Source organism: Paraprevotella xylaniphila YIT 11841, assembly GCF_000205165.1.
Taxonomy (GTDB): Bacteria; Bacteroidota; Bacteroidia; order Bacteroidales; family Bacteroidaceae; genus Paraprevotella; species Paraprevotella xylaniphila.
In genome coordinates this window covers 169545-195177 of record NZ_GL883865.1, presented here as the reverse complement: position 1 = coordinate 195177, position 25633 = coordinate 169545, and the positions used below count along the sequence as shown (strand labels likewise).

Below are 25633 nucleotides of genomic sequence, written 5' to 3'. Positions count from 1 at the left end.
CCTATTTTCCTGTTACGATACGTTTAATGTCATTCAATTTGTTCAGAGCCTCCACAGGCGTCAGGTTATTGATGTCGAGATGCAATATCTCGTCCCGGATTTGACACAGCACCGGGTCGTCCAGTTGGAAGAAGCTAAGCTGCACACCGTTGTCCGCCTGCATGACCTGCTTTGCCCCACGGCTGTTTTTCATCACATCCTTGCTGTTGGCAGATTCCAGTTCCTTCAATATGGTATTCGCCCGCGACACGATGCTCTTCGGCATGCCTGCCAACTTGGCCACGTGGATACCGAAGGAGTGCTCGCTTCCACCCCGTTCCAACTTACGCAGAAAGATGACTTTCTGGTCCACTTCGCGCACCGACACGTTGTAGTTCTTCACGCGGGAATACAGCTTCTCCATCTCGTTCAGCTCATGGTAATGCGTGGCGAAGAGTGTCCTTGCCTTCCCTTTTTTATTTTCATGGATGTATTCCACGATAGCCCACGCGATGCTGATGCCGTCGTACGTAGACGTGCCACGCCCCAACTCGTCGAAAAGCACCAAGCTGCGCGAGGATATGTTATTCAGGATATTGGCCGCCTCGTTCATTTCCACCATGAACGTACTCTCGCCCATGGAAATATTGTCGCTTGCCCCCACGCGGGTGAATATCTTGTCCACCAATCCGATATGGGCAGATTCGGCCGGAACGAAGCAACCTATCTGGGCCATAAGCGTAATCAAGGCAGTCTGGCGCAACAGAGCTGACTTACCGGCCATATTCGGACCCGTAATGATAATGATTTGCTGTTTCTCCGTGTCCAGATAGACATCGTTGGCAATATATTGCTCCCCTACCGGCAACTCCTTTTCAATCACCGGATGACGCCCTTGCTTGATGTCCAACACATCGTCATCTTGAATCACCGGACGGATATAACGGTTGTCTTGTGCCACTTGGGCAAAAGACAGCAGGCAGTCCAACCGTGCCAACAAATTGGCATTAATCTGGATGGCCGGCGTGAATTCGGCCAAGGCCAACACCAGTTCATTATACAACTTCGTTTCGAGCACAAGGATTTTATCCTGTGCGCCCATAATCTTTTCTTCGTATTCCTTAAGTTCCTGGGTAATGTAACGCTCGGCATTCACCAACGTCTGCTTGCGTATCCAATCGGCAGGCACTTTGTCCTTATGGGTATTCCGCACTTCCAGATAATACCCGAAGACATTGTTATAAGAAATCTTCAGGCTCGGGATTCCGGTGAGTTCCGTTTCTCTTTGCTGTATCTTCAGCAGATAATCCTTACCTTCAAAGGCGATATGGCGAAGCTCGTCCAATTCACGGTCTACTCCTTCGGCTATCACTCCCCCCTTGTTGACCAACAAAGGCGGGTCGTTCTGTATTTCGCGGGCTATGCGGTCGCGGATGGAAGCACAGAGGTTCAACTGTTCCCCTATCCTCTTCAAAGTCTCGTCCGAAGCATGCTCGCAAGCTATCTTAATCGGTTCGATGGCTTGTAAGGCCACTTTCAGTTGCACCACATCGCGTGGCGACACCCGTCCTACGGAAACTTTGGAAATGATGCGTTCCAAATCGCCCATCAGATGCAACTGGTCGCTAACCAGTTCCTTAAACTCCGGTTCGCGGAAAAAGTAATCCACCACATCCAAACGCTCGTTGACCGGCTTCTCGTCTTTCAACGGAAACAATATCCAACGGCGCATCAAGCGGGCACCCATCGGGGTAATCGTACGGTCTATCACGCCCAACAGCGAATTACCACCGTCTACCATGGAATTCAACAATTCCAGATTGCGCACGGTGAATTTATCCAAACGGACGTAACGCTCCTCTTCGATGCGCGAAATGGACGTGATATGCCCGATCTGGCTGTGTTGGGTCATCTCTAAATATTGCAGGATAACACCCGATGCCACGATGCCGCATTTCAAATGGTCGATGCCGAAGCCTTTCAGATTTTTCACTTCGAAATGCTTCAGCAGCTTTTCCGTGGCCGAACGTTCGGAAAAGACCCAGTCATCCAACTCGAACGTAAAAAACTTTGTTCCGAAATTACCCTCAAACAGATTCCGTTTTCCCCGCTCGAAAAGCACTTCTTTCGGCGAAAAATTCCCCAAGAGTTTGTCTACATATTCAGCCGTACCCTCTGCCGTGAGAAACTCTCCCGTGCTGATATCCAAAAAGGCTACGCCACAAACATTCTTATTGAAATGCACAGCGGCAAGGAAATTGTTTTCCTTGTAACTCAATACATTGTCATTCATTGAAACTCCGGGAGTCACCAATTCCGTAATTCCACGCTTCACCAATGTCTTGGTCAGCTTAGGGTCTTCCAACTGGTCGCAAATGGCCACACGCCGCCCTGCCCGGATGAGTTTAGGCAAATACGTATCCAAAGCATGGTAAGGAAATCCGGCCATTTCCACAGGCTCTCCATTCCTTCCGCCATTACTACGTTTTGTCAAGGTAATACCCAATATTTCAGAAGCAACGACGGCATCTTCACAATAAGTTTCATAGAAATCCCCACAGCGGAACAACATAATCGCATCGGGGTGTTTTGCTTTCAAATCATAAAATTGCTTCATCATCGGGGTCAACCCTTCTTTTGCCATAATCGCTAACTTTTTAGAATGAACCACAAAAATACGATTATTTTTTTTGATTTGAAATGGATTATTCTGTTTTTCTACAAGATACGAAAAACGGGACAACCCTCAAATCACAAGAGGAAAGCCCCGACAAACAAATCTTTAATCTCTCAAAATTTTTCTCATAAACACTCAACGAACTATTCGTTTGCTTTTCCTATTAAACCACTGCCTCACGCAGTCCTATGCTCAACATTATACTGTAACAATCTTTTTTACCTCAATCTAATACCTAACCTATCTGCATCTCACGATGCTTTCAATATCGTCTCTTGTTTTAAGACAATGCAAAGTTACGCGATATTCCTGAAAGCCGCATGCTTTCGGACGTAATATTCCCATTATGCCTCTTTTTCTTGATTTACGTCAAGGAATATCCTGAAAAAATTCGCTGCGACATGTAAAATCCGTATATTTGTTTCCACGAAAATAGGAGGCGGCTCGGCAAAGACAAATCAGAAAACTGCGTTTTCATTTGTCTCTGCACTCGCCTTTCACTATCTTTGTACCTTATTATAAAGAGAAAAGAGATGAAAAAGGTAGAAGTCTCTGAACTTACGGAGAATTTTTTCGAAACGATCAGCAAAGAATGGATGTTGGTCTGTGCCGGTGATGCCAACCGATATAACATGATGACCGCATCATGGGGCGGAGTAGGGTGGTTATGGAACAAACCTGTAGCTTTCGTATTCATTCGTCCCGAACGCTATACTTTTGAGTTTACGGAAAACAACGACTTCATGACGCTCTCTTTCTTTGGGAAATCACCCAAGGCGCGTGAAGTATATAACTTGTGCGGTTCAAAATCCGGACGGGATATAGACAAGACACTCGAAAGCGGACTTACGCCATATCCCCTTGAAGAAGGCAAATGCGTAACTTTTGAACAGGCACGGCTTGCTTTGGCCGGCAGGAAGTTGTATGCCGGCAACTTGGCTCCCGAAGCTTTCCTCGACCCATCGCTCAACGGAAGATGGTACGGCAAACAAGGCGGTTACCATAAAATGTATATTGTGGAAATCACCGGCGCGTGGATAAACGACATCATTCTATAAACAGATTAAAATAAAAATATCAATATATAACATGGAATACAATTTTAGGGAAATAGAGCCGAAATGGCAGAAATATTGGGTGGAGCACCAGACTTACAAAGTTGTGGAAAACAATAGCAAAGAGAAGTTCTACGTGCTCAACATGTTTCCTTACCCCAGTGGTGCAGGGCTTCATGTAGGACACCCGTTAGGTTACATCGCTTCGGATATTTACGCACGTTACAAACGCTTGCAAGGATTCAACGTATTGAATCCCATGGGATACGATGCTTACGGACTTCCGGCCGAGCAATATGCCATACAGACCGGGCAACATCCGGCCGTTACCACGGCAGCCAATATCAACCGCTACCGTGAACAGTTGGACAAGATTGGTTTCTGCTTCGACTGGGATAGGGAAGTACGTACTTGTGACCCGGCCTATTACCACTGGACGCAATGGGCTTTCCAAAAGATGTTCGACAGTTATTATTGCAATGACAGGCAGCAAGCACGCCCTATTGAAGAACTGATAAAGGCATTTGATAAAAAGGGTACGGAAAGCTTGAACGTGGCTTGTAGCGAGGAACTGCGGTTCACTGCCGAAGAATGGAAAGCCATGGACGAAAAGAAACGGCAGGAGACGCTCATGAATTACCGCATCGCCTATTTGGGCGAAACGATGGTGAACTGGTGTCCGAAACTCGGTACGGTGTTGGCCAACGACGAGGTAGTGGACGGCGTGAGCGAACGCGGAGGTTATCCCGTCGTTCAGAAAAAGATGCGCCAATGGTGCCTACGTGTCAGTGCATACGCCCAACGCTTATTGGATGGGTTGGATACGGTGGATTGGACGGATTCATTGAAAGAGACACAACGCAACTGGATAGGACGCTCTGAAGGCACGGAAGTGCAATTTAAAATAAAAGACAGCGATAAGGAATTCACAATCTTTACCACACGGGCCGACACCATGTTCGGTGTCACGTTTATGGTATTGGCTCCCGAAAGCGAATGGGTACCAGAAGTTACCACCGAAGGCCAGAAGACGGAAGTGGAAGCTTATCTTGATGCCACCAAAAAACGTACGGAACGTGAACGTATCGCCGACCGCCGCGTAACCGGTGTGTTCTCGGGTTCGTACGCCATCAACCCTTTCACGGGCGAAAACATCCCTATCTGGATAAGTGATTATGTGTTGGCCGGATACGGGACGGGAGCCATCATGGCCGTACCGGCGCACGACAGCCGTGACTATGCCTTTGCCAAACATTTCAACTTGCCTATCATCCCGTTGGTGGAAGGCTGTGACGTGAGTGAGGAAAGCTTCGATGCCAAAGAAGGAATCGTAACCAATTCGCCACGCACCGGAGTGACTCCCTATATTGATTTCTCGCTCAACGGATTGACCATCAAGGAAGCCATTGCAGCCACAAAAGAGTATGTCAAAACGCATGGATTGGGTAGGGTAAAGGTTAACTACCGCTTGCGCGATGCCATTTTCAGCCGCCAACGCTACTGGGGCGAACCGTTCCCTGTATATTACAAAGACCAAATGCCTTACATGATTCCCGAAGATTGCCTGCCGTTGGAATTACCGGAAGTCAGCAAATTCCTCCCCACGGAAAGCGGGGAACCGCCATTGGGACATGCCACGAAATGGGCATGGGATACCGTGAACCGTTGCGTGACGGAAAACTCACACATCGACCACCAAACGGTTTTCCCGTTGGAATTGAACACCATGCCGGGATTTGCAGGCAGTTCTGCCTATTATCTCCGATACATGGACCCGAAAAACGACCATGCACTGGTAGACAAGGACGTGGATGCTTACTGGCAAAACGTAGACCTATACGTAGGCGGTACGGAACACGCTACCGGCCATCTGATTTACAGTCGTTTTTGGAACAAATTCCTGCATGACTTGGGTTACAGTTGCAAAGAAGAACCGTTCCAAAAGCTCATTAACCAAGGAATGATACAGGGACGGAGTAACTTTGTGTATCGTATCAAGGATACCAACACGTTCGTTTCGCTAAACCTGAAAGACCAATACGATACTACGCCCCTGCATGTGGATGTCAATATCGTATCGGGCGACGTGCTAGACATCGAAGCTTTCCGTAACTGGCGGCCGGAGTATCACGATGCGGAATTTATCCTGGAAGACGGCAAATACATCTGCGGATGGGCCATTGAAAAAATGAGCAAGAGTATGTTCAATGTGGTCAATCCGGATATGATAGTAGAGAAGTTCGGAGCCGACACGCTCCGCCTGTATGAAATGTTCCTCGGGCCAGTGGAACAAAGCAAACCTTGGGATACCAACGGCATCGACGGTTGCCATCGTTTCCTGAAAAAGTTCTGGGCCTTGTTCTACGACCGGACAGGTAATTTCCTGCCCACGGAAGGAGAAGCCGACAAGGAGTCATTGAAATCGCTGCATAAGCTTATCAAAAAAGTCACGGCGGACATCGAAGCCTTCTCTTATAACACTTCTATCAGTGCATTCATGATTTGCGTGAATGAACTTTCCCAACAAAAATGCCATAACCTGGGCATTCTTCGTACGTTGGTCACCCTTATGGCTCCCTTTGCTCCGCATATCGCAGAAGAATTGTGGCACGCCTTGGGAGAGGCAAAGAGCGTATGCGATGCCCTATGGCCTGAATGGAAGGAAGAGTACCTGACAGAAGACAGCATGAAACTGAGCATTTCCTTCAACGGAAAAACTCGTTTCACATTGGATTTCCCTGCAGATGCAGACAATGCTTCCATTGAAAAGACGGTACTGAACGACGAACAAACCCAAAAATATACAGAAGGTAAGCAAATAGTTAAGGTCATTATCGTACCGAAACGTATCGTAAATATAGTATTAAAATAGTGTCAAACCTTTTAGGAGACTACTTGTTTGTCAAGTAGTCTCCTATATAAAAATCTTTGTATTCAATAAATATGAAATACTCAAAAGAAGATATTTGGCAAGAAACCAAAGATTACATTAGTCTTTTTATAGGACTTACTATTTACGCGTTAGGATTCACCGCTTTTATCTTACCTTACCAAATTACAACCGGTGGATTATCCGGTGTATCCGCTATCATATATTACGCCACAGGTTTTCCTGTACAATATACTTATTTCTTGGTTAACGCAGCCTTACTTATCGCTGCCATCAAAATATTAGGCTTCCGTTTCTGTTTAAAAACGATTGTAGGTACATTAGCCCTGACATTTGAATTTGACCTTTTCCAAAAACTTTTGTCTGACGAAAGCGGACAACTTCCTACGATTTTAGGCGACCAGACTTTTATGGCCTGTGTGCTTGGAGCATGCTGCGAAGGAGTAGGGCTTGCCATTGTCTTTTTAAGTAACGGTAGTACAGGAGGAACTGATATCATAGCTGCCATTGTCAACAAATACCGCGACATCAGTTTAGGACGCGCATTAATGTTTTGCGATATTGCCATCGTATCTTCCAGCTACTTTGTGTTTCACGAATCGCAAAAAGTCGTATTCGGATTTTGCGTACTCATCATTTCCATGATTATGTTGGATTATTATATGAACAGTGCACGGCAATCCGTACAGTTCCTTATTTTTTCCAATAAACATGAAGAAATAGCCGAAGCCATTTGTAAACAACTTGACCGAGGAGTCACCATTCTTAACGGCGAAGGATGGTACAGCAAAGAGCCGAGGAAGGTACTGGTCGTTATGGCCAAACGAAGGGAAGGCATAGAAATATTCCGTCTCATTCACCGTATCGACCCCAGAGCCTTCGTTTCGCAAAGCAATGTGGTAGGCGTTTATGGTGAAGGATTCGATAAAATAAAAGTAAGATAATGGAAATGGATTATCATGCTATAACATCTACCCATGCTGATCAAAGAAAAAAAAGATTAGCATGGATAGATTATGCCAAATGTTTTTCTATTATTCTTGTTATTTCTTACCACATACCCCAACATCCAGAAGGATATTGGGGAAATATTCTTCAATTATTAAGAATGCCTGCCTTCTTTATGATTGCAGGATACCTTTTCAAAATAGAAAAATTCCCTTCTCTTTCATATTTCATAAAGCACAGAAGCATACAACTATTGGTTCCGTATACCTTTTTCTTCATTATCTTCTATGTCCTATGGCTTACATTCGGACGCGAGATTGCCCAAGGGGAAGACATGGAGGTCCCACTATGGTATCCGTTATTTGAATTCGTCTACGGTACTCCTTATCTGGTCGTAGCCCCTTACTGGTTCATCTGTTGCTTGTTCAGCATACAGATTATTTACTTTCTCCTCATGAAATATCTTCCCAAACCATTGGCTATTACCATCATCCTGCTCTGCCCTTTGCTGCATAGCATACTCGGTATATATAATCTGCCGTGGAACCTTGCATTGGCAACGCTTTACCTACCTTTCTATGCGTTTTCCAACCTGTGCAAGGACTTCATCTCCAGACTTTCTGTCCGACAACTACCACTTGTCGTTTCCTGCCTGATGATAGCACTTATCGGCATATATTACTTCAACTATTTTTCGGGTATGGCCAAAGACATCCTAACCATCATATATGGCGTCCTTATCCTCCCAACTTATATCCTATTGATAAAAGGAATAGCCTGCGTCAAGACAAGCCAGACAATAGAACGGATTGGTAAGAACACCATTGTCATACTTGCCCTACAGAACTATATTATCGGGGCTTTTAAAATTCTGCTGCCACATGCCATAAACAATGGAGGATATGCCATCAACCTGATATTTACACTACTGATTATCGCCCTCTGTTACATTCCAATAATGTTCATTAATAAATATACACCTTTCCTCATAGGACGAGGAACATACTTTGAAAAGAAACTAAAGATAAAGCAACCATGAGAAAAAGACTTGTATTCGTTACCAACAATGCCCACAAACTGGAAGAAATAAGAACCATATTGGGTGAAAGAATCGAAATCCTGAGTCTCTCGGACATCGGCTGTCATGCCGACATCCCTGAAACAGCCGACACTCTTGAAGGCAATGCCCGACAAAAGTCACGGTACGTATACGAACATTACGGGTTAGATTGTTTTGCCGACGATACCGGACTGGAAGTAGAAAGCCTTGGAGGAGCACCGGGCGTGTATTCCGCACGTTATGCCGGTAGACAAGGACATGATTCGCAAGCCAACATGAACAAACTCCTGAAAGAAATGGAAGAAAAAAATAATAGAAAAGCACAATTTCGCACCATTATCTCGTTAATAGAAAAAGGAGAAGAAAGGCAGTTCGAGGGAATCGTGAAAGGACAAATTACCAAAGAGAAACGCGGAGAATCCGGATTCGGCTACGATCCTATCTTTCAACCTGACGGTTATGATACCACATTCGCCGAACTGGGTAGCGACATCAAGAACCGCATCAGCCACCGCGCACGTGCGGTAGCTGCCCTCTGTGATTATCTTACAAAAGAATCTTAAACTTAAAAATCGGATTTTATGAAGAAATATATTTTATGGCTTATCGTCTTTATAGGTTGTACGGCCATTTCGTTCGGACAGGCTATCGGTTCGTGGAAAGCTTATCCGGCATTGCAAATATCTACTTATAATATACCGGTAGGCCATAAAGTATATTCTCTTTGTAATGGAAATCTTTTCAGTTACAACACCGAAGATACGGAAGTCTACGTATTCGACAGACTTAACGGGTTGCACGACACTAAAATACAATTCATAAGATATAGCAGTGCAAGCCAAAAGCTTATTCTTGTATATGAAAACGGAAACATTGACCTAATCTATCCGGACAACGAGGTGGTCAACATGAAACAGTTAAAAGACAAAAACTATCCCAACCTCGTCATCAACAATGTTTCCGTAGTAAACGAAAAAGCATATATATGCACGAACTTCGGAATAGTCGTGGTGAATATGGATAAAGAAGAGTTCGAAGCTACATACGATTTAAAATTGAACGTACATAGTTGTACGGCAGATACACATTACATCTACCTTTGTTGTTCAGAAAACGGTTTCCACATTGGCAATCTGAAACTCAATTTGTTGGACAAGAACAATTGGAAACATATCAGCGGTAACTTTTTCCACGAACTAATATTCTTCAAAGATGAGCTAATCGGATTCAACAAGACTACAGGGTTGTTCATCGTTGACCAACAACACTATACAGCCACAGCTTTGATAAAAGGGGCAAACTCTTTTTTTTCTTGCTCTGAAGATGTTATGCTCACTGGAAACTCTTCCCGTATTTATCTGTTCAACAACATCACAGACAAACAGGAAGTCAGACAAGACAATTTATTCAATTATTTAGTTTATAGCAACGGTACATATTGGGCAAGCCAAGGCATAAAAGGCTTGCAACCTTATGTCCTTTCAGGCAAGGCACTCTCTGCCACACAGTCTGCCATCCTGCCAAACAGTCCCGTCCGCGACTATTTTTGTAACATGCACTACAATGGCAATCGTTTGCTCATTGCCGGTGGAGATTTGAACTATAATAGTATAAATAGAAAAGGGACATTAATGTACTACGAAAATGGAACCTGGTACAATTTCAGTGAAGACAATATAGCGGAACAAACAGGATTATCTTATAACAACATATCCAGCATAGCCCAAAATCCCAATGACCCCACACATCATTTTGCAACTTCGGCTGGCCATGGACTTTATGAATTTAAAGACATGAAATTCGTAAAGAGGTTCGACTATACAAATAGCATACTAAGAACACTTCAACCCGTACAATCCGATCCAGAAAATTACGTACGCTGCGATGCCTTGCAATACGACCCTGAAGGTAACCTTTGGATGGTAAATTGCCAAGTAGACACCATCTTGACCATATTGAAAAAAGACAATACTTGGACAAAACTGTATTATGAAGAGCTTAAAAAAGCCCCCAACCTTCCTGCTATGTTTTTCGATGACAAAGGAAGGCTATGGGTTCTCTCCAAAAGGAATTCCACCAATAAAGCTGGCGTTTTCGTATTGGATTACCACGGAACTTTGGAAGACACATCGGACGATATACATATAATAAGAAAAGATATCACCAACCAGGACGGAGTACAATATGATCCCTACTATTTCAACAGCTTTGCCCAAGACCTCAACAAGCAAATATGGGTGGGCACAAACGAGGGACTCTTCGTCATAGAAGACCCGGATGAATTTATCCAAAACGACGACTTCAGGTTCACTCAAATCAAAATAGCCCGTAACGACGGGACAGACTATGCCGACTACTTGCTCAATGGAGTTAATATCAGCAGCATAGCCATTGACGCAGCCAACAGGAAATGGATTGGAACGGGTGCAGACGGTGTTTACCTGATAAGCGAAGACGGGCAGAAAATATTACAACATTTCACTACGGAAAACTCTCCGCTCATATCTGATGAAATACAGAGCATAGCTGTCAATCCGCAAACAGGAGAAGTCATGATAGGTACCTTTTTAGGGCTTGTATCGTATATGAGTGATGCCAATACTCCTGCCGCAGAATTGGATAAAAGCAACGTGCGTGTGTATCCCAATCCCGTAAAACCGGACTACAACGGAGTCATCGCAGTAGACGGGCTGACCTTCAATGCTGAAGTCAAAATCACTACCGTCACAGGACAGTTGGTATATTCCGGCCATGCCAATGGCGGTCTGTTCACCTGGGACGGCCGGAACCAAAGCGGAAAGAGAGTCTCTTCGGGAGTCTACAATATCATCTCCACCAATGCAGAAGGGAAAAAAGCCATCGTGAACCGCGTCACTTTTATCCATTAAAAGTATTTACGGCGGTTACCACCGAATTGATTTCCTCGTCTGTCAATAAAGGGGACATCGGCAGGCTCAATTCCTCACGATGAATACGCTCCGTCACCGGCAATGACAGCGAAGCGTACGCTGATAATGCACCTTGCCGGTGAGGTGGGATAGGGTAGTGTACCAGAGACTGCACGCCACAATGCTCCAAATGCTCACGTAGTCTGTCACGTTCAGGAGTGAATATCGTAAAAATATGGAATACATGCGCATCCGCATCGGTTGACATTTGTGGCAAGACCACTTTCGGATTCGTGATTTCCTTCATGTACCTGCAAGCCACTTTGCGACGGTGTTCATTATCTTCGTCCAACCGTCCGAGCTTCACATTCAAAACCGCCGCCTGCAACTCATCCAGACGGCTGTTGATACCCACGTATGGATGCACATATTTGGCTGAAGAACCGTAATTGGCCAACATGCGTACCCACTCAGCCAAATCCTTATCACCGGTCGTGACAGCCCCGGCATCTCCTAAAGCTCCCAGATTCTTGCCAGGATAGAAACTGAATCCTGCGGCATCCCCCAAAGCACCGGCTTTCACACCTCGATACACCGCTCCATGAGCCTGCGCACAGTCCTCTACCACCAACAAACCGTTTTTACGGGCCGTACGGCTTATCTCATCCATCCGGCACACCCTGCCATAGAGATGCACCACCATGACCGCTTTTGTGCGCACAGAAATCAAATTTTCCACTTTCGAGGGGTCTATGTTGCAAGTATCCCATTCAGGCTCACAAAATACCGGTTTGAGTCCGGCGCGCATGACCGCCAATATGGAAGCTATGTAGGTATTTGCCGGCACGATGACTTCGTCTCCCGCCTTCATCCGCCCCATGCTAACGTAAGCCATGAAGATAAGCGTAAGGGCATCCAGTCCGTTCCCTGCCCCCACGCAATACCCGACCCCGCAATAACGGGCAAACCGCTGCTCGAAAGTCTCCACCTCTTTCCCGAACAGATACCATCCGGAACGCACTACCCGTGCTACAGCTTCCGACAATTCCGGTTCGAAAGAATCATTGATTTTCTTTAAATCCAAATATTTTACCATTACTTTACTTCAAACTTTTCAGGAAGCTAAATTACAACTATTTTTCTTTCAGGGAAATTTTTCAAGCTTTTTATTTCCCTACTTACAAACCTCTACCACTTCTGGAACCACAAGGATTTTATCATTCACGGAACCTTCATACTCCCTATATGACAAACGGTTAAAGTGAATGCTTAACACTTTTTATATCATTCAGGCACTGCATTTCCGGTGAAAGCCGGTGAAGGCACGGTGAACCCTTCCACCCCACAAAGTTCACCTTAACCGCTTGTCATCCAAACAGTATGAATGGGTGAAGCCTTTTTCAAGCAAAAAACCTATTAGGAGAGGAGTTCATAAAGCCCTCGGCACATCGTAAAATCATTCTCAGCAGATCTGAAAATCATTCACAGGAGATTGAAAAATCGTTTGCCGCACAAAATTACACGACTTTTCATACCTCCATCTCGTACGTATCATACACGACAGCCCGGCCGCCGAAACCCTCTTTTTGGAATATCAGCCCCTCATTCAACACACGGCCGCCTTCCTCTACGGAAGTCCCCATGTCAAAGTAAGAAACATCCTTGTATGTCTCGTGAATCAAATGGTGGAACAACAAATCCACGGCTCCGTACGCCCTTCCTTCGGGAGTGGAACCAATATATTGTACATGAACCACCCTTTCCGTCACGTACAACACGCAACCGGCCACTGTACGCTCCGCCGCACGGCAAACCCTGTACAGCAATATCTGTTGCGGAAACCGACGATGCAACAACATGATTTCTTCCAAGGTATGCACGGGACGCGACTGGTGGCGTTCCATCAGATTCCCTTCCAATACCGCCCAAAAGGACGTAAAATCGTCATCCTGCCTGATGGACAATCCTTCACGCAAAGCACACCTCACTTTACGTTTCCGAAGCGTACTGAATCCCCACGCTGCGGCAGAGGGAATGACCGTGGAAACTTTACGGCCTGATAGGCGTGCCCCAAAGCGGTACAATGCATACAAATCCTCTTCACTGGGATAACGGGCATATATATAAGGTACGGGCGAATAAATCCACTTGACTACCGATGTATACGTCCGTAAATATCGAAAGATTTCCCCAAACAACCCCAACATGAGCGCAGCCGTCATCTTTTCATCCGTCACCACTCCGCCATACGTCAGTCCACGATGACTGCAAAACTCCGTCGCCGTACAGTGTGCGGGTAGCAAAGCATGCAGCCGTCCGTCCCTGTAAGCCATAAGGGAGAAGTCCGCGAAACGGTCGGCATGATAATCCATATAACCGCGCATGAAAAGGAAAGTCCCGTTGCGGGACTCCCGTACGAAACCGTCCCATTCTTCCTTACAGTCATCGCTATACCGCTTTATTTCCCATCTGGTTTCCATCTCCACACCACCTATTCTATTCATGAATGATACGCAGGAACTCTTCGTAAGAGTTTATATACATTTCAGGCCGGTAAGGTTGGGAAGACAAGACCAACAACACGGCGTCTTCTGAGAAATGCAGCAACTCGTTCCACGTGAGCGGCGGGATGAGAAGCCCCTTGTCCGGTGCGTCGAGCACATACGTCCGCCGTCCGTCCTTGTCTTCCAAGGCGATTGTCACGCACCCTTTCACGGCCACTAAGTACTGGTAGGTAATACGGTTGGCATGCTTGCCACGTTCATGTCCTTCGGGTACACCATAAATCCAGTATGCCCGCTTCACTTCAAAAGGCAAATCCTTTCCGGTCTCAGCCACGGTAAGGCTACCACGTTCATCGGTAAAAGTCTTCAAACGCTTCATTACAATCCTAACTTCTCGGAGATTTCCAACATTCTGTGAATCGGTTTGACAGCCTTTTCCGCCACCTCCGCATCCACTACGATTTCCGGCCACTCATATTTCAAGGTATTATAGAGCTTTTCCAACGTAATCAACCTCATGTAATTGCATTCATTGCAGGCACACGTACTGTCGTCCGGAGGAGCCGGAATGAACGTTTTCTCCGGACAAGCCTTCTGCATTTCGTGCAGTATGCCGCTTTCCGTGGCCACGATGAATTCCTTTCCTTCATGGCGGATGGCATATTTCAGCAATGCTGCGGTAGAACCTACCACATCCGCCAGTTTCAACACTGCTCCCTTACATTCCGGATGAGCCAACACCTTGGCCTCGGGATGGGACTCTTTCAATTCCAATATCTTCTCCACGGAGAATTTCTCATGTACGTGGCAAGCTCCGTCCCAAAGTAACATATTACGTCCGGTAACGGAATTGATATAGTTGCCGAGGTTACGGTCCGGACCGAAAATGATCTTTTCGTCCGAAGGGAAACTTTCCACAATCTGACGGGCGTTGCTCGAAGTGACCACCACATCCGTCACCGCCTTGGTGGCAGCCGTGGTATTGACGTACGATATGACCGTATGGCCGGGATGTGCCGAGACAAACCGCGAGAATTCATCTGCCGGACAACTTTCGGCTAGCGAACAGGTGGCATTCAAATCCGGAACCAAGACCTTTTTGCCGGGACAGAGAATCTTATTGGTCTCTCCCATGAAATGCACACCGCACATGACGATGATATCCGCTTCGGTCTTGGCAGCCTTTTGAGCCAGTGCCAAACTGTCTCCCACGAAGTCAGCTAAATCCTGGATGATTCCTTCCGTATAGTAATGCGCCATGATGACGGCATTCTTCTTCCGGCAAAGTTCCCTGATTTCACTTTTCAAATCAAGCTCCTTTGCTATGGGTTCATCCACGAACCCCTTGTCTATCCATTCTTTCTTAACCATATATATATTATTAATTCTTATTTCTATTTTTTGAAAAAATCTAATGTAAATGATGATAGGCTGTTGATAGTGTCGATAAAAAAGAAGCCTGAAACTTGTTTTTTAAGTTATCAAAGCGGAGTATCGAGTAATGTGTCACTTTTCAACACGTGCCTTGGGACTCTTATTCTTTAAACTGAATGCATTATCGTATGTTCTTTATCGTTTTTAACGAGTTGTTCATAACCTACAAAGTTAAAAACTTTAATGGAAAAAGGCTGCATAAATCTGATGAAAATACGGTTTAAAGTTCATTTCTATCTTTTACTAATTTATTTGGTGGTTTGAAATATTCCTGTAACACGGTTGATTTTCTAAATCCAAAGTTTCTTTTCAATAATCTGTTTACGATTTGTGAACGAGTTATCAAGTAGTTTTTATGGGTTTTATTATCTTTGTGAACAAATATGTTGAAAGCAATGAGAAAACTTAAAATAACGGAACTGAATAGAATCTCTGCCGAAGAATTCAAGACGGCTGAAAAACTTCCTTTGATTGTGGTACTGGACCATGTAAGAAGCTTATATAATGTAGGTTCCGTATTCCGTTCGTCCGATGCTTTTAGGGTAGAATCCGTGTATCTGTGCGGAATCACGGCCACTCCGCCACAGGTGGAAATCCATAAGACGGCATTGGGGGCAGAAGATTCCGTGGATTGGGTATATTATGAGCGTACGCAAGATGCCGTGGAACATCTTAAGGCAGAAGGCTACGAAGTTTGGGCTGTGGAACAAGTGGAAGGCAGTGTCATGTTGCAGGATTTCCGGCCGGATAAGGCAAAAAAGTATGCTATCATATTAGGAAATGAAGTGAAAGGCGTGCAACAAGAAGTTGTTGACCAATGCGACGGGTGTATAGAAATACCCCAGTTCGGGACGAAACATTCTTTGAATGTTTCCGTTACAGCCGGAATACTGGTATGGGAGTTTGCCCGTAAGATGAAGTTGTGAACATATAAAGGTATGATGTCATAACGTACCGGCTTCTACCATCCTAACCACCCGTTCCGTCAGCCGGTCATCAGCTTCAGGGTCATAGTCTTTTTTCAGGCTAGCTCCGAATATGCTAGCAAACGCCTGATAAAATCCGGCTTTGAAAGGACCGAAAAAGGCTTTCACTATTTCGAAGGAACTTTGGTTGCATTCGCGGTCCACTAACTTGATGAGCAGTTTCCCCTGTGAATAAGTCAGCTTCTTCATTTGTGGGGTATATTGCTTTTTTATGCCTTTCTCTACAGCTCGGATGTGAGCGTCTTTTTCTTTTTTAGTAGGTAGTTTTTCCAGATATTCGTATGTCTCGGAGATGGTCTGGTTAACCATTTTGGCAATGGGAAGTGTTTTTTTCACGTTATAAACCAATTTGTTATATCGTATGATTTCCCTTTTGTTCTTAAACTTCAGTGGGGGATATACCGGAAGTTCGGGCATGATGATCACGGTGATGGAGTCGCCTTGATAAAATTCCTTTTGTGCTTTCTTGTAAAACACTACTTTTATTCTCGGTTCCCCATCTACAGGAATAAATTCTTCTTGCGCTTTCACTTGTAAAGTAAAGGCACCTAATAAGATTAATATGATAAGCCTGTATATTCCCATATCCGTTGCAAAAATATAAATTAAATACTTTCATCGCGTGTATTTTACAAAGAATAGTTCATTTTTTGTAGTATTTGCAATAGTTGTATGACATGATATAAAATATCTGTAACATTGTGTGGATTTTCAAATACTGTTTTTCCATACCTTTGCCTTCATCTTACCAATAAACTTATTAAAGATGAAAAAAACTGTTTTTTACATCCTTTTGATGGTATTTTTAGGTGGTTTTAGAAGTTATTCAGCTGATTTGCGGGCGACAGGGGACGTAAGTATCCAATATAAGGAGAATGGATTGGAGGGAGACAAGGGGCAAGCCGTGGATTCCACTTTCCATATTTATTTGTGTTTCGGGCAATCTAATATGGAGGGGAATGCGGATATAGAAAGTGTCGACACGGAAGATGTGGACAAACGTTTCCGGGTCATGAGTGTCTGTGACGAGGATCTTAAAATGGGACGTACGCCAGGAAATTGGTACACGGCTGTTCCTCCGTTGTGCCGTTATGGGGCCAAATTGAGTGTGGCGGATTATTTCGGCCGCACTATGGTGGATAATTTGCCGGAATCTTGTAAGGTAGGTGTCGTGATGGTGGCCATAGGAGGAGCCGGTATAGATTGTTTTGACAAGGCTGGTTATGAAAAATATTATGAACAGGCCGATGAATGGCAGAAATATTTGATGGGGTTATATGGTGGGAATCCTTATGCGAAATTAGTGGAATTTGGCAAGAAAGCCAAGGAGCACGGCATTATCAAAGGCATTTTGTTGCATCAGGGGGAAAGCAACAATGGGCAAGCGGACTGGCCGGAGAAAGTGGAGAAAATCTACAGGGATTTGCTTTGTGATTTGGATCTTAAAGAAGAAGAGGTGCCTATGTTTGCGGGGGAAATGCTGAGTGGGGCAGAAGGAGGAGTTTGCGCGGGGCACAATGAATATGTTGGCATGCTGCCGTGGTTGGTAAACGCGCACGTCGTTTCATCGGAAGGCTGTGAAGGGGCGAGTGACGGGCTTCATTTTACCTCTGAAGGTTACCGTGAAATGGGACGGCATTATGCCAGGGTGGTCTTAAATAAAGTGTATGGCATTCCGTTGGACATGCCGGACATGCCCGTGACAAATATAGATATGCCGGACAAGGACTTGGAAGTACAAATAGGGAAAGGGCAGAAATTGGAATTGATGGCTGCTTTTGAAGACGGGCATACGGAGGATGTGTCTTATATGGCCGAGTATGAAATAGAAAATACTGAAGTGGCAGACATCAAGGACGGGGAGGTACGTGGCTTTTCGCAAGGACGTACGGGAGTGAAGGCAACCTATACAGACGCGGCGGGAAAAATGTCCAGTCTGTCATTCACCCTCAATTCCACCTGTTTTCCTTTCGGTGAAGAATTCATTGAAACTGCATTGTTCGGGAACGGCACGTACCGCGAGGCCGTGAGGGCGTTTTTTCCGGGCGAGAATGGGCAGATGGGATGGAAGTATACCTATGGATTGGATATGAGCGGTTACAAGTACTTGGTATTGAAATTGGATAAAGTCCAAAAAGTAGGGGCTTGCATTATGCTTTATACAGAGAACAATATCTGGTCTGATTGTTGCCAATACCCTGTGGGAGGGGAGGTCTTGGTGGCCGTTCCCCTTCATGACATCACTTATACGAGTGGAGAACTTCAAGGCGAACCGGTGGACGTTTCCCGTGTCATGATTGTCGCCCTGTATGCCGGACAAAGTGGAGTTATTGATGTGGCCGACATGTATTTGACCAACAATGACGATTATTCGCCCGATGCAGTTCCTGTGTTTTCTATGGACTCCAAAGCCTCAAAGGCAGATGGAATAGTGTATGGCTTATCCGGCATCCGGATAAATGGAACGGATAATTTACCTAAAGGCATATATATAAGAGATGGAAAGAAGTTTGTAGTGAGGTAAAGCCTTTGTCACGTGGTGAATGCGGATTCTAATGCAGTGATTATTTGTAGGGGATAATTTGTCATACCGGAAATAGTTGCTTATATTTGAAGCATGGCAGAAAAACACTTTACTTGCATTTATCTACAACGCTTGTGGATAAACATGTTAATGTATTGTGTACTACAAATATATCCTGTGGATAAAGTCATTGCACAGCATTATTCCTGGGAAGAATTTGTAGAGAAGATTTCTGTGGATGAGTATGACGACGGGGAAGACATGAGTCCGCTTTTGGAAGAGTTGGCGGGATTGCATGAGCATCCTTTCAACCTGAACACGGCTACGAAAGACGATTTGGAACAGTTGCCTTTTCTGGATGCGGACGAGATAGAGGAAATCTTGGCATACGTGTACCGTTACGGCCCGATGCAATCGTTGGGAGAATTGATGTTGATAGAGGAACTGGACTACCAGACCCGTCAGTTCCTTGCTTTGTTCGTCTACGTGGAAAATCCTGTGGAGGAAAAAGAAAAGTTACGGTTGAAAACCTTGTTGAAAGGAGGGCGGCATGAGGTGACGAGCCGGTTGGATGTGCCTCTGTATAAACGTGATGGATATCAAATACCGGAAGATGAAGTATTGTTGAAAAACCCCAATAAGGTATATCTTGGTAATTCGTTGTACCATAACATACGCTACACTTATCAGTACAGGAACAGGCTGTTTTGGGGATTCACGGCGGAGAAGGACGCAGGAGAACCGTTCGGCAGTTATGGCAATATGGCTTACGATGCCTATTCGTTCCATTTCCTGTTGAAAGATTGTGGAAAACTCAAGGCATTGGCATTGGGAGACTACCGGGTGGGGTTCGGTGAAGGTTTGGTGGTGAACAGTGATTTTTCTTTAGGGAAATCCACTTTGTTTAATATGGGCGACACGAGACCGTCCATCAAGAAATTCTCTTCTACGTCCGAAACTTCCTTTTTCAGGGGAATGGCCGTTACTTTCCGTTTCGGGAAAGTGGACGTGTCGGCTTTCTATTCCTATTTGCCTACAGATGCCACTTTAAGGAAGGACGGGACGGTTTCTTCGTTGAAGACCGATGGTTTGCACCGTACTTTGTTGGAACTGTCCAAAAAGCATAATGTCATGGAGCAGTCTGCCGGGGCAGACGTGACTTGGAATACGGAATATTTTTCTTTGGGTGCGACTGCGTTTTACCAACATTTCAGTCGTTCTTTCTCAAAAGGCACGGAACTTTACCGGCAATATTATCCGGAGGGTAAGGATTTCCTGAATGCCAGTCTGCACTACCGTTGGCATCGTGACAGGTTTTCGTTTTCCGGCGAGACGGCGTTCAGCAACGTATATGGCGGTTGGGCCACGCTGAACAAAGCCATTTACCGTTTCAACCACCGGTACAGTGTGGTAGCTTTGCAGCGGTTGTTCGCTTACCAGTATGTGGGATTGCGTGCCAACACCTTTTCCGAAGGTGGGGCGGTCAGGAACGAAAGCGGATTTTATATGGGAGTGGAGGCAGCCCCGCTGAACGAGTTGAAGTTGTCCGCTTATGTGGATTATTTTTATTTTCCGTGGGTGAAGTTTGGGATACCTCATGCTTCCGAAGGGGTGGAAGGGACGTTTCAGGCCGATTGGGTCGTATCGCGGAAGTGGGAATTGTCCGGACGTTACCAACTGAAGCGGAAAGAACGCTATGGGCAGCCTTACCTGTATCATAAATTGAAGGTGCAGGCGCAGTGCATGCCTTCAAAAGTCTGGGAATGGCGCGGGGTGGCACGATATACAAGGGTGAGGGACGTGTATGGACGGCATGTCGGAGGATACATGGGAGGGAGCATCCTGAAATGGAAGGACCGGAAAAACCGCTTGAATGTGGCCGGGTCGTGCGTGTATTTCGACAGCGAGGACTACAAGGCGCCGATGTCTTTCTATGAGCCTTCGTTGTTGTATGCCTTTTCTTTCATGACGATGTACGGACAAGGAATGAGGGCGGCGGTGAATGCCCGGTGGAACGTGGCAAAACATTGGATGCTGATGTGTAAATACGGGGCTACCGGATATTTCGACCGGGACGAGATAGGGGAGGGGTTGCAACGGATAGGCGGCCGATGGAAAAACGATCTTTCTTTCTTGTTGCGTTACAAGTTTTGAGAAAAGATTGTGTTACCTTTGCAGGTAGTTTTTTAAGCATATAGCCATGTCTACAGTGATTTATCCTTCTCCCATATTCGGGCCGGTGCACAGCCGTCGGTTGGGGGTTTCTTTGGGTATCAACCTGCTTCCGGAAGACGGGAAGTGGTGTACGTTTGATTGTGTGTATTGTGAATGTGGGTTCAACAAGGATTTTCGTCCCAGGAAGCCGTTACCCACGCGCGAGGAAGTACGTGTGGCCTTGGAAGAAAGGCTGAAGGACATGTCCGAGAACGGCCCTGTACCGGACGTGCTGACGTTTGCCGGAAACGGGGAACCCACCCTGCATCCGCATTTTCCGGAAATCATAGAAGACACCCGTGCCTTGCGCGACCGGTATTTCCCGAAAGCTAAAATCAGCGTGTTGAGCAATGCCACCCAAATATTCAGGCCGGAGGTTTTCGAGGCTTTGGGGAAGGTGGACAACAACATCCTGAAACTGGATACGGTGGACGGGGATTACATTAGCCGGGTAGACCGTCCTACGGGGCGTTATGAAGTGGGTCGGGTGGTGGAACGCCTGAAAGATTTCCGAGGCAAAGTCATCATACAGACGATGTTCATGAAAGGCATGTCGGACGGTGTGGACGTGGACAATACTTCCGACCGTTTCGTGGAACCGTGGTTGCGTGCCGTGAAGAAAATAGCTCCATCGCAGGTCATGATTTACACCATCGACCGCGAAACGCCCGACCATGAGTTACGTAAGGCCACGCATGAAGAGTTGGACCGCATTGCCGGACGCATCCGGCAAGAGGGATTGGAAGTTTCCGTGTCTTATTGAGAAGTGTTGCGGTCGGTCTACGAACCGTATGGCCGTATTTTCCATGATATCATCAGCAGGAAAGGCTTTATGAAGATGAATATCTGTAAGGAAGTTTGTTCTTCTTTATATATTTGATATTCAAATGCTTGTAGTTTATAAATCAATCTGCGCCAAACGGAAAATCATTTGGCGCAGATTGAAAAATCGTTTGGCTGAGAACGGAATTTCGTTCTCCGTAGAATGAATTTTGTATAATAATTGGGTGATACTTTTTTATAAAAAGTGAGTTTTATCGGGCAGCAATAGTTTTTTTACTATATATCGCAAATGATCTTTCTTGGGTGAATTAAATCTGTTGTTGAATAACTTGCGTGAGAAAGTGCGAGTCAAGAACGTTCAAAGTTCCGAATCGTTTTTGTTTCTTTGTTAGTATTATATTTATTTTTTCACTATATTCACGACCTAAATATTCAAAGTTAATTTTTTGTTTTATGAAAAAGATTTTGTTTTTTGTTGCCTTGTTTGCAGGAATTTGTATGATTGCAATCGGTGCCTATGGTTGGAATGTTTATTCTAATAGCGCAAAAGGCTCACTTCTTTTCATGGAAAATGTAAAGGTGTTGTTTCGTGGTGAATCGGTAGATGGATACACTAAATCTTTTGGCGAATGCAGTCGCCCATGTGAATATAAAGCATGGGGTTCTTGTAAGTCAGGAGACCCGGATGAGTGCTATCCTTCTGACTGCTGTTGACATTTGGGGTTCGCTTGTTGGACTTAATGAAGTCTTACAAGCGGACTTTTTGATGTAATTCGTACAAGAAAGAAATAAAGTTCATTGCTAACTTAGAAAAACATGAAAATGAGCAAGTATGCGTATATTGCGATTTTTATTGCTATGGTAATTTTCTCTTGCGGTAAGGATACGGCAGACGACAATGCCAAGGTGTTTACTATAGAAGATTCTGATTTCAAAGATTGGAACAGTTTTTTGCAAATAAAAGAAGAGGTAAGACTTCAAGGTAATGACAGCTCTTGCATTATCACATATTGTGATAAGTGCATAGTAGATAGTGGCTATATGTACTTTTGGGATCACAAGGCGAAAGTCATATACCGCTTTTCTGCTGATGGTAAGTTCGTCTGTAAGATAGGAGAGAGAGGGCGTGCTTTATCCGAGTATATTGAAATTAAAGATATGCAGGTGGACAAACAAGCTTCTGTGCTGAAAGTGCTTGACGACAGAGGAATATTGAACTACCGCTTACAGGACGGAAAATTCATTGGACGCACTAACTTTTTTTCGTCAATACCAGCCGAATATGATAGGTTTGCTATAATAGGAAAGGACAGTTTTCTTTGTTTCACTGACATCCGAAACAAATTCAGCATAGTTTTGGACACGCCTGCCGGGCAAGAAGGATTGAGGGAAAGCAAGAGGTTTCATTTTGTCACAAATTGTTTTTATACGTATGATGGCCGGTGTAGGGTGGTGTCTGATTATGGTGAGTTTTATATTGATGAATATGCAGATGGCAAACTTATGACATTGTACAAATTTGATTTGGGAAACAAGCAACTTCCTGGCAATGTGCTGCCCCAAACATTAGAAGAATTTAATGTGGTGGACAATGACCCTACATACTTTAAGTGCATTACAGACGTTTACGAAACGTCGTCATGGCTTTATGCTTTGTTTGTTGGGCCAGAACAAACTTATTATCATGCATTCATAAACAAAAACTCAGGTAAGTATGTGTTCGGCAAAAACTTGGATGTTGTCATTATTGGGGCTGACGAAACGTATTTTTATGCGTTGGTTTATCCTGGATATATCTCACCAGAGTCTGACATATGGAACATTGTCAAATCAAAGCCGAATGAAGATAATGAAGATCCAATATTCATAAGATTCTCGATAAATGAAAACAAAGTATAGCATATTTGGGAACTTGACTTTATGCTTTATTTAGGAAATATCTATAGACTCCATGACTCTGCAGTATGGTTTGCGAAGAATTCACCGGACGCATAGACAACACGGAAATACCTAAAAAGATAGCGGAAATAGCGAAATATAAGGAATAAGGAAAACAAAATACACAATCTACAATCAGAAGGAGGTGAGCATTTTGACACTTCTCCTTGAAAAATCGTTTGGCTGAGAACGGAATTCCGTTCTCAGCCAAACGATTTTTGTATGTAACTTTCCTTTAAATTTCAGGAGGCTTGCACGTAACATCTCTTCCGGGACAGGCGTTTATGCACGTAAAGGTAAGCCGGGATGAGGAAGAGGTCTGCAGCAAACCAAGCCGAAGGGTCGCCGTAACAAACTCCCGTATATCCTAAAATAGGGACCAGGAACAGGCTGACGGCCGTGCGGTCTACCATTTCGAACACACCGGACATCATGGCCAGTTTACTGTATCCTAATCCTTGGATGCTGTACCTGAGCAGGCACAGCAGTCCTAACGGGATGAAATAGGTGCAGGAGGTGACGATGAACTGGTTGGCCTTTTCTATGATTTCATATTCATGGACATCCACAAACAGGTAGATGATGTGGCGGGCGAAAAGATGCAACACGATGAAACAGAAGATGCAGTAGAGGCAGACCATGAAAAAGCTGGCGCGCAGCCCCATGTTGATACGTTCCGTTTTTCCCGCCCCATAGTTCTGTCCGCAATACGTGGCCATGGCGATGCCCATGCTCTCCAACGGGCACATGAAGAACATCTTGATGCGCATGCCGGCAGTAAAGGCTGCCACGCACGAAGTACCCAGGGCGTTGTTCGCGCTTTGGAGCATGATGCTCCCTATGGCCGTGATGGAAAACTGTAGTCCCATCGGTACGCCCATATCCAACAGCCCTTTTATGTAGTGTCTGTCCAAGGCGGTTTCTCCCTTTTCCATTTTCAGTATGCCGAATTTCCTGAACATGTAATACAGGCAAAGCAGGGCAGAGACGGCTTGTGAGAAGACCGTGGCGATGGCGGCTCCAGCCACGCCCCAATGCAACACGAGGATGCAGAACAGGTCGAGGACGATGTTCAGGACGGAGGACAGCAGCAGGAAGTAGAACGGGGTCTTGCTGTCGCCCAATGCTCGGATGAGACTGGAGAGCAGGTTATAAAGGAAAGTGAAAGGAATGCCGATGAAGATGACCAGAAGATAGAGGTAGGCACTATGCAGGATGTCGTGCGGTGTCTGCATCATGAACAGGATTCTCTCGCAAAGCAGGGAAGTGACGACGGCCAACACAATGGAAATGATGAGGGAAACCCAAAGACTGTTGGCTACGTAACGCCGCAAGTCGCTGTATGAACGTGCGCCGAACGCTTGGGCCACGGGAATGCCGAAACCGCAACAGCAGCCGGTGCAGAATCCGATGATGAGGAACACGACGGATGTACTGGCTCCCACGGCTGCCAAATCGTTGATGCCTAAATATTTTCCTACGATGGCTGCATCTATCAGACTATAAGTCTGTTGGAGCAAGCTTCCCAAAATGAGCGGGAGCGAAAAGTTGAATATCAACCGCAGGGGTGAACCCTCCGTCATCTCTTTCGTCATGGCGAATCTCTTTTTCCTGAAAAACACATTCTTTTGTGGGTGCAAAATTACGGAATTTACCGGAATTGTTTTATTAAATCCGTCAAATTAAGCGGATTTTTAGAAATAATAAAACTCCTTTCTCAATATGTTTTTATTAGAGAAAGGAATTTTTACGA

Annotated in this window: 19 protein-coding genes; 12 read left to right on the top strand and 7 right to left on the bottom strand. The window is 45.1% G+C overall.

Annotated elements, in window-relative coordinates:
- Position 1: 1 nt before the first annotated feature.
- Positions 2-2623 carry a DNA mismatch repair protein MutS gene (gene mutS, locus HMPREF9442_RS09715; RefSeq protein WP_008628056.1) on the bottom strand — a complete coding sequence of 874 codons (2622 nt, stop codon included), beginning with the start codon at positions 2621-2623 and terminating at the stop codon, positions 2-4.
- Positions 2624-3189: 566 nt separating this feature from the next.
- Here mutS and HMPREF9442_RS09710 point away from each other — a divergent pair.
- From HMPREF9442_RS09710 to porZ, 6 genes are all read left to right on the top strand, one after another.
- Positions 3190-3714 (top strand): flavin reductase family protein, encoded by a 525-nt coding sequence (locus HMPREF9442_RS09710; RefSeq protein ID WP_008628054.1) that lies wholly within the window; start codon positions 3190-3192, stop codon positions 3712-3714.
- Between the two features lie 31 nt (positions 3715-3745).
- Positions 3746-6583: a leucine--tRNA ligase gene (leuS, locus tag HMPREF9442_RS09705; RefSeq protein ID WP_008628052.1), complete on the top strand. Its 2838-nt coding sequence runs from the start codon at positions 3746-3748 to the stop codon at positions 6581-6583.
- Between the two features lie 71 nt (positions 6584-6654).
- Positions 6655-7545: a YitT family protein gene (locus HMPREF9442_RS09700; protein WP_008628050.1), complete on the top strand. Its 891-nt coding sequence runs from the start codon at positions 6655-6657 to the stop codon at positions 7543-7545.
- Positions 7545-8588, top strand: a complete 1044-nt coding sequence (locus HMPREF9442_RS09695) for an acyltransferase family protein (RefSeq protein WP_008628048.1) — start codon at positions 7545-7547, stop codon at positions 8586-8588. Before HMPREF9442_RS09700 ends, HMPREF9442_RS09695 begins: the two co-directional genes overlap by 1 nt.
- Entirely contained in the window at positions 8585-9172 is a 588-nt protein-coding gene (locus tag HMPREF9442_RS09690) for a non-canonical purine NTP diphosphatase (RefSeq protein ID WP_008628045.1), read from the top strand. Before HMPREF9442_RS09695 ends, HMPREF9442_RS09690 begins: the two co-directional genes overlap by 4 nt.
- An 18-nt stretch (positions 9173-9190) precedes the next feature.
- Complete coding sequence (gene porZ, locus HMPREF9442_RS09685) at positions 9191-11497, top strand: type IX secretion system anionic LPS delivery protein PorZ (RefSeq protein ID WP_008628044.1); 2307 nt, start codon at positions 9191-9193, stop codon at positions 11495-11497.
- Here the strand turns inward: porZ and HMPREF9442_RS09680 are convergent.
- The 4 genes from HMPREF9442_RS09680 to nadA all read right to left on the bottom strand — a co-directional run bounded on the left by HMPREF9442_RS09680 (position 11487) and on the right by nadA (position 15372).
- Positions 11487-12593, bottom strand: a complete 1107-nt coding sequence (locus HMPREF9442_RS09680) for a DegT/DnrJ/EryC1/StrS family aminotransferase (RefSeq protein ID WP_008628042.1) — start codon at positions 12591-12593, stop codon at positions 11487-11489. The two genes, porZ and HMPREF9442_RS09680, sit on opposite strands and share 11 nt — an antisense overlap.
- Before the next feature lie 433 nt (positions 12594-13026).
- Positions 13027-14001, bottom strand: a complete 975-nt coding sequence (locus HMPREF9442_RS09675; RefSeq protein WP_008628041.1) for a GNAT family N-acetyltransferase — start codon at positions 13999-14001, stop codon at positions 13027-13029.
- Positions 13994-14380, bottom strand: coding sequence for a sugar 3,4-ketoisomerase (locus HMPREF9442_RS09670; RefSeq protein WP_008628039.1), 387 nt, complete (start codon positions 14378-14380; stop codon positions 13994-13996). Before HMPREF9442_RS09670 ends, HMPREF9442_RS09675 begins: the two co-directional genes overlap by 8 nt.
- On the bottom strand, positions 14380-15372 hold the full coding sequence (nadA, locus tag HMPREF9442_RS09665; RefSeq protein ID WP_008628038.1) for a quinolinate synthase NadA: 993 nt from the start codon (positions 15370-15372) through the stop codon (positions 14380-14382). The genes HMPREF9442_RS09670 and nadA overlap by 1 nt, the downstream gene beginning before the upstream one ends.
- A gap of 458 nt (positions 15373-15830) precedes the next feature.
- Between nadA and HMPREF9442_RS09660 the strand changes: the two genes are divergently transcribed.
- Entirely contained in the window at positions 15831-16361 is a 531-nt protein-coding gene (locus HMPREF9442_RS09660; RefSeq protein WP_040602922.1) for an RNA methyltransferase, read from the top strand.
- A gap of 18 nt (positions 16362-16379) precedes the next feature.
- Here the strand turns inward: HMPREF9442_RS09660 and HMPREF9442_RS09655 are convergent, their stop codons facing one another.
- Positions 16380-17006, bottom strand: a complete 627-nt coding sequence (locus HMPREF9442_RS09655; protein ID WP_008628035.1) for a DUF4294 domain-containing protein — start codon at positions 17004-17006, stop codon at positions 16380-16382.
- 181 nt (positions 17007-17187) lie between these two features.
- Between HMPREF9442_RS09655 and HMPREF9442_RS09650 the strand changes: the two genes are divergently transcribed.
- The 5 genes from HMPREF9442_RS09650 (at position 17188) to HMPREF9442_RS09635 (ending at position 23841) form a co-directional block, all read left to right on the top strand.
- A complete protein-coding gene (locus tag HMPREF9442_RS09650; RefSeq protein ID WP_040602899.1) occupies positions 17188-18945 on the top strand; it encodes a sialate O-acetylesterase in 1758 nt (585 codons plus the stop codon).
- 177 nt (positions 18946-19122) lie between these two features.
- Entirely contained in the window at positions 19123-21099 is a 1977-nt protein-coding gene (locus HMPREF9442_RS09645; protein ID WP_253271082.1) for a helix-hairpin-helix domain-containing protein, read from the top strand.
- Positions 21100-21145: 46 nt separating this feature from the next.
- On the top strand, positions 21146-21922 hold the full coding sequence (locus HMPREF9442_RS09640) for a radical SAM protein (protein WP_008628032.1): 777 nt from the start codon (positions 21146-21148) through the stop codon (positions 21920-21922).
- Positions 21923-22395: 473 nt separating this feature from the next.
- Positions 22396-22656: a hypothetical protein gene (locus tag HMPREF9442_RS15845; protein ID WP_253271081.1), complete on the top strand. Its 261-nt coding sequence runs from the start codon at positions 22396-22398 to the stop codon at positions 22654-22656.
- 102 nt (positions 22657-22758) lie between these two features.
- Positions 22759-23841, top strand: a complete 1083-nt coding sequence (locus HMPREF9442_RS09635; RefSeq protein ID WP_008628029.1) for a DUF4934 domain-containing protein — start codon at positions 22759-22761, stop codon at positions 23839-23841.
- 281 nt (positions 23842-24122) lie between these two features.
- On the opposite strand, the gene HMPREF9442_RS09630 is transcribed toward HMPREF9442_RS09635, so the two are convergent.
- Positions 24123-25475 carry an MATE family efflux transporter gene (locus HMPREF9442_RS09630; protein ID WP_040602898.1) on the bottom strand — a complete coding sequence of 451 codons (1353 nt, stop codon included), beginning with the start codon at positions 25473-25475 and terminating at the stop codon, positions 24123-24125.
- Positions 25476-25633 lie beyond the last annotated feature (158 nt).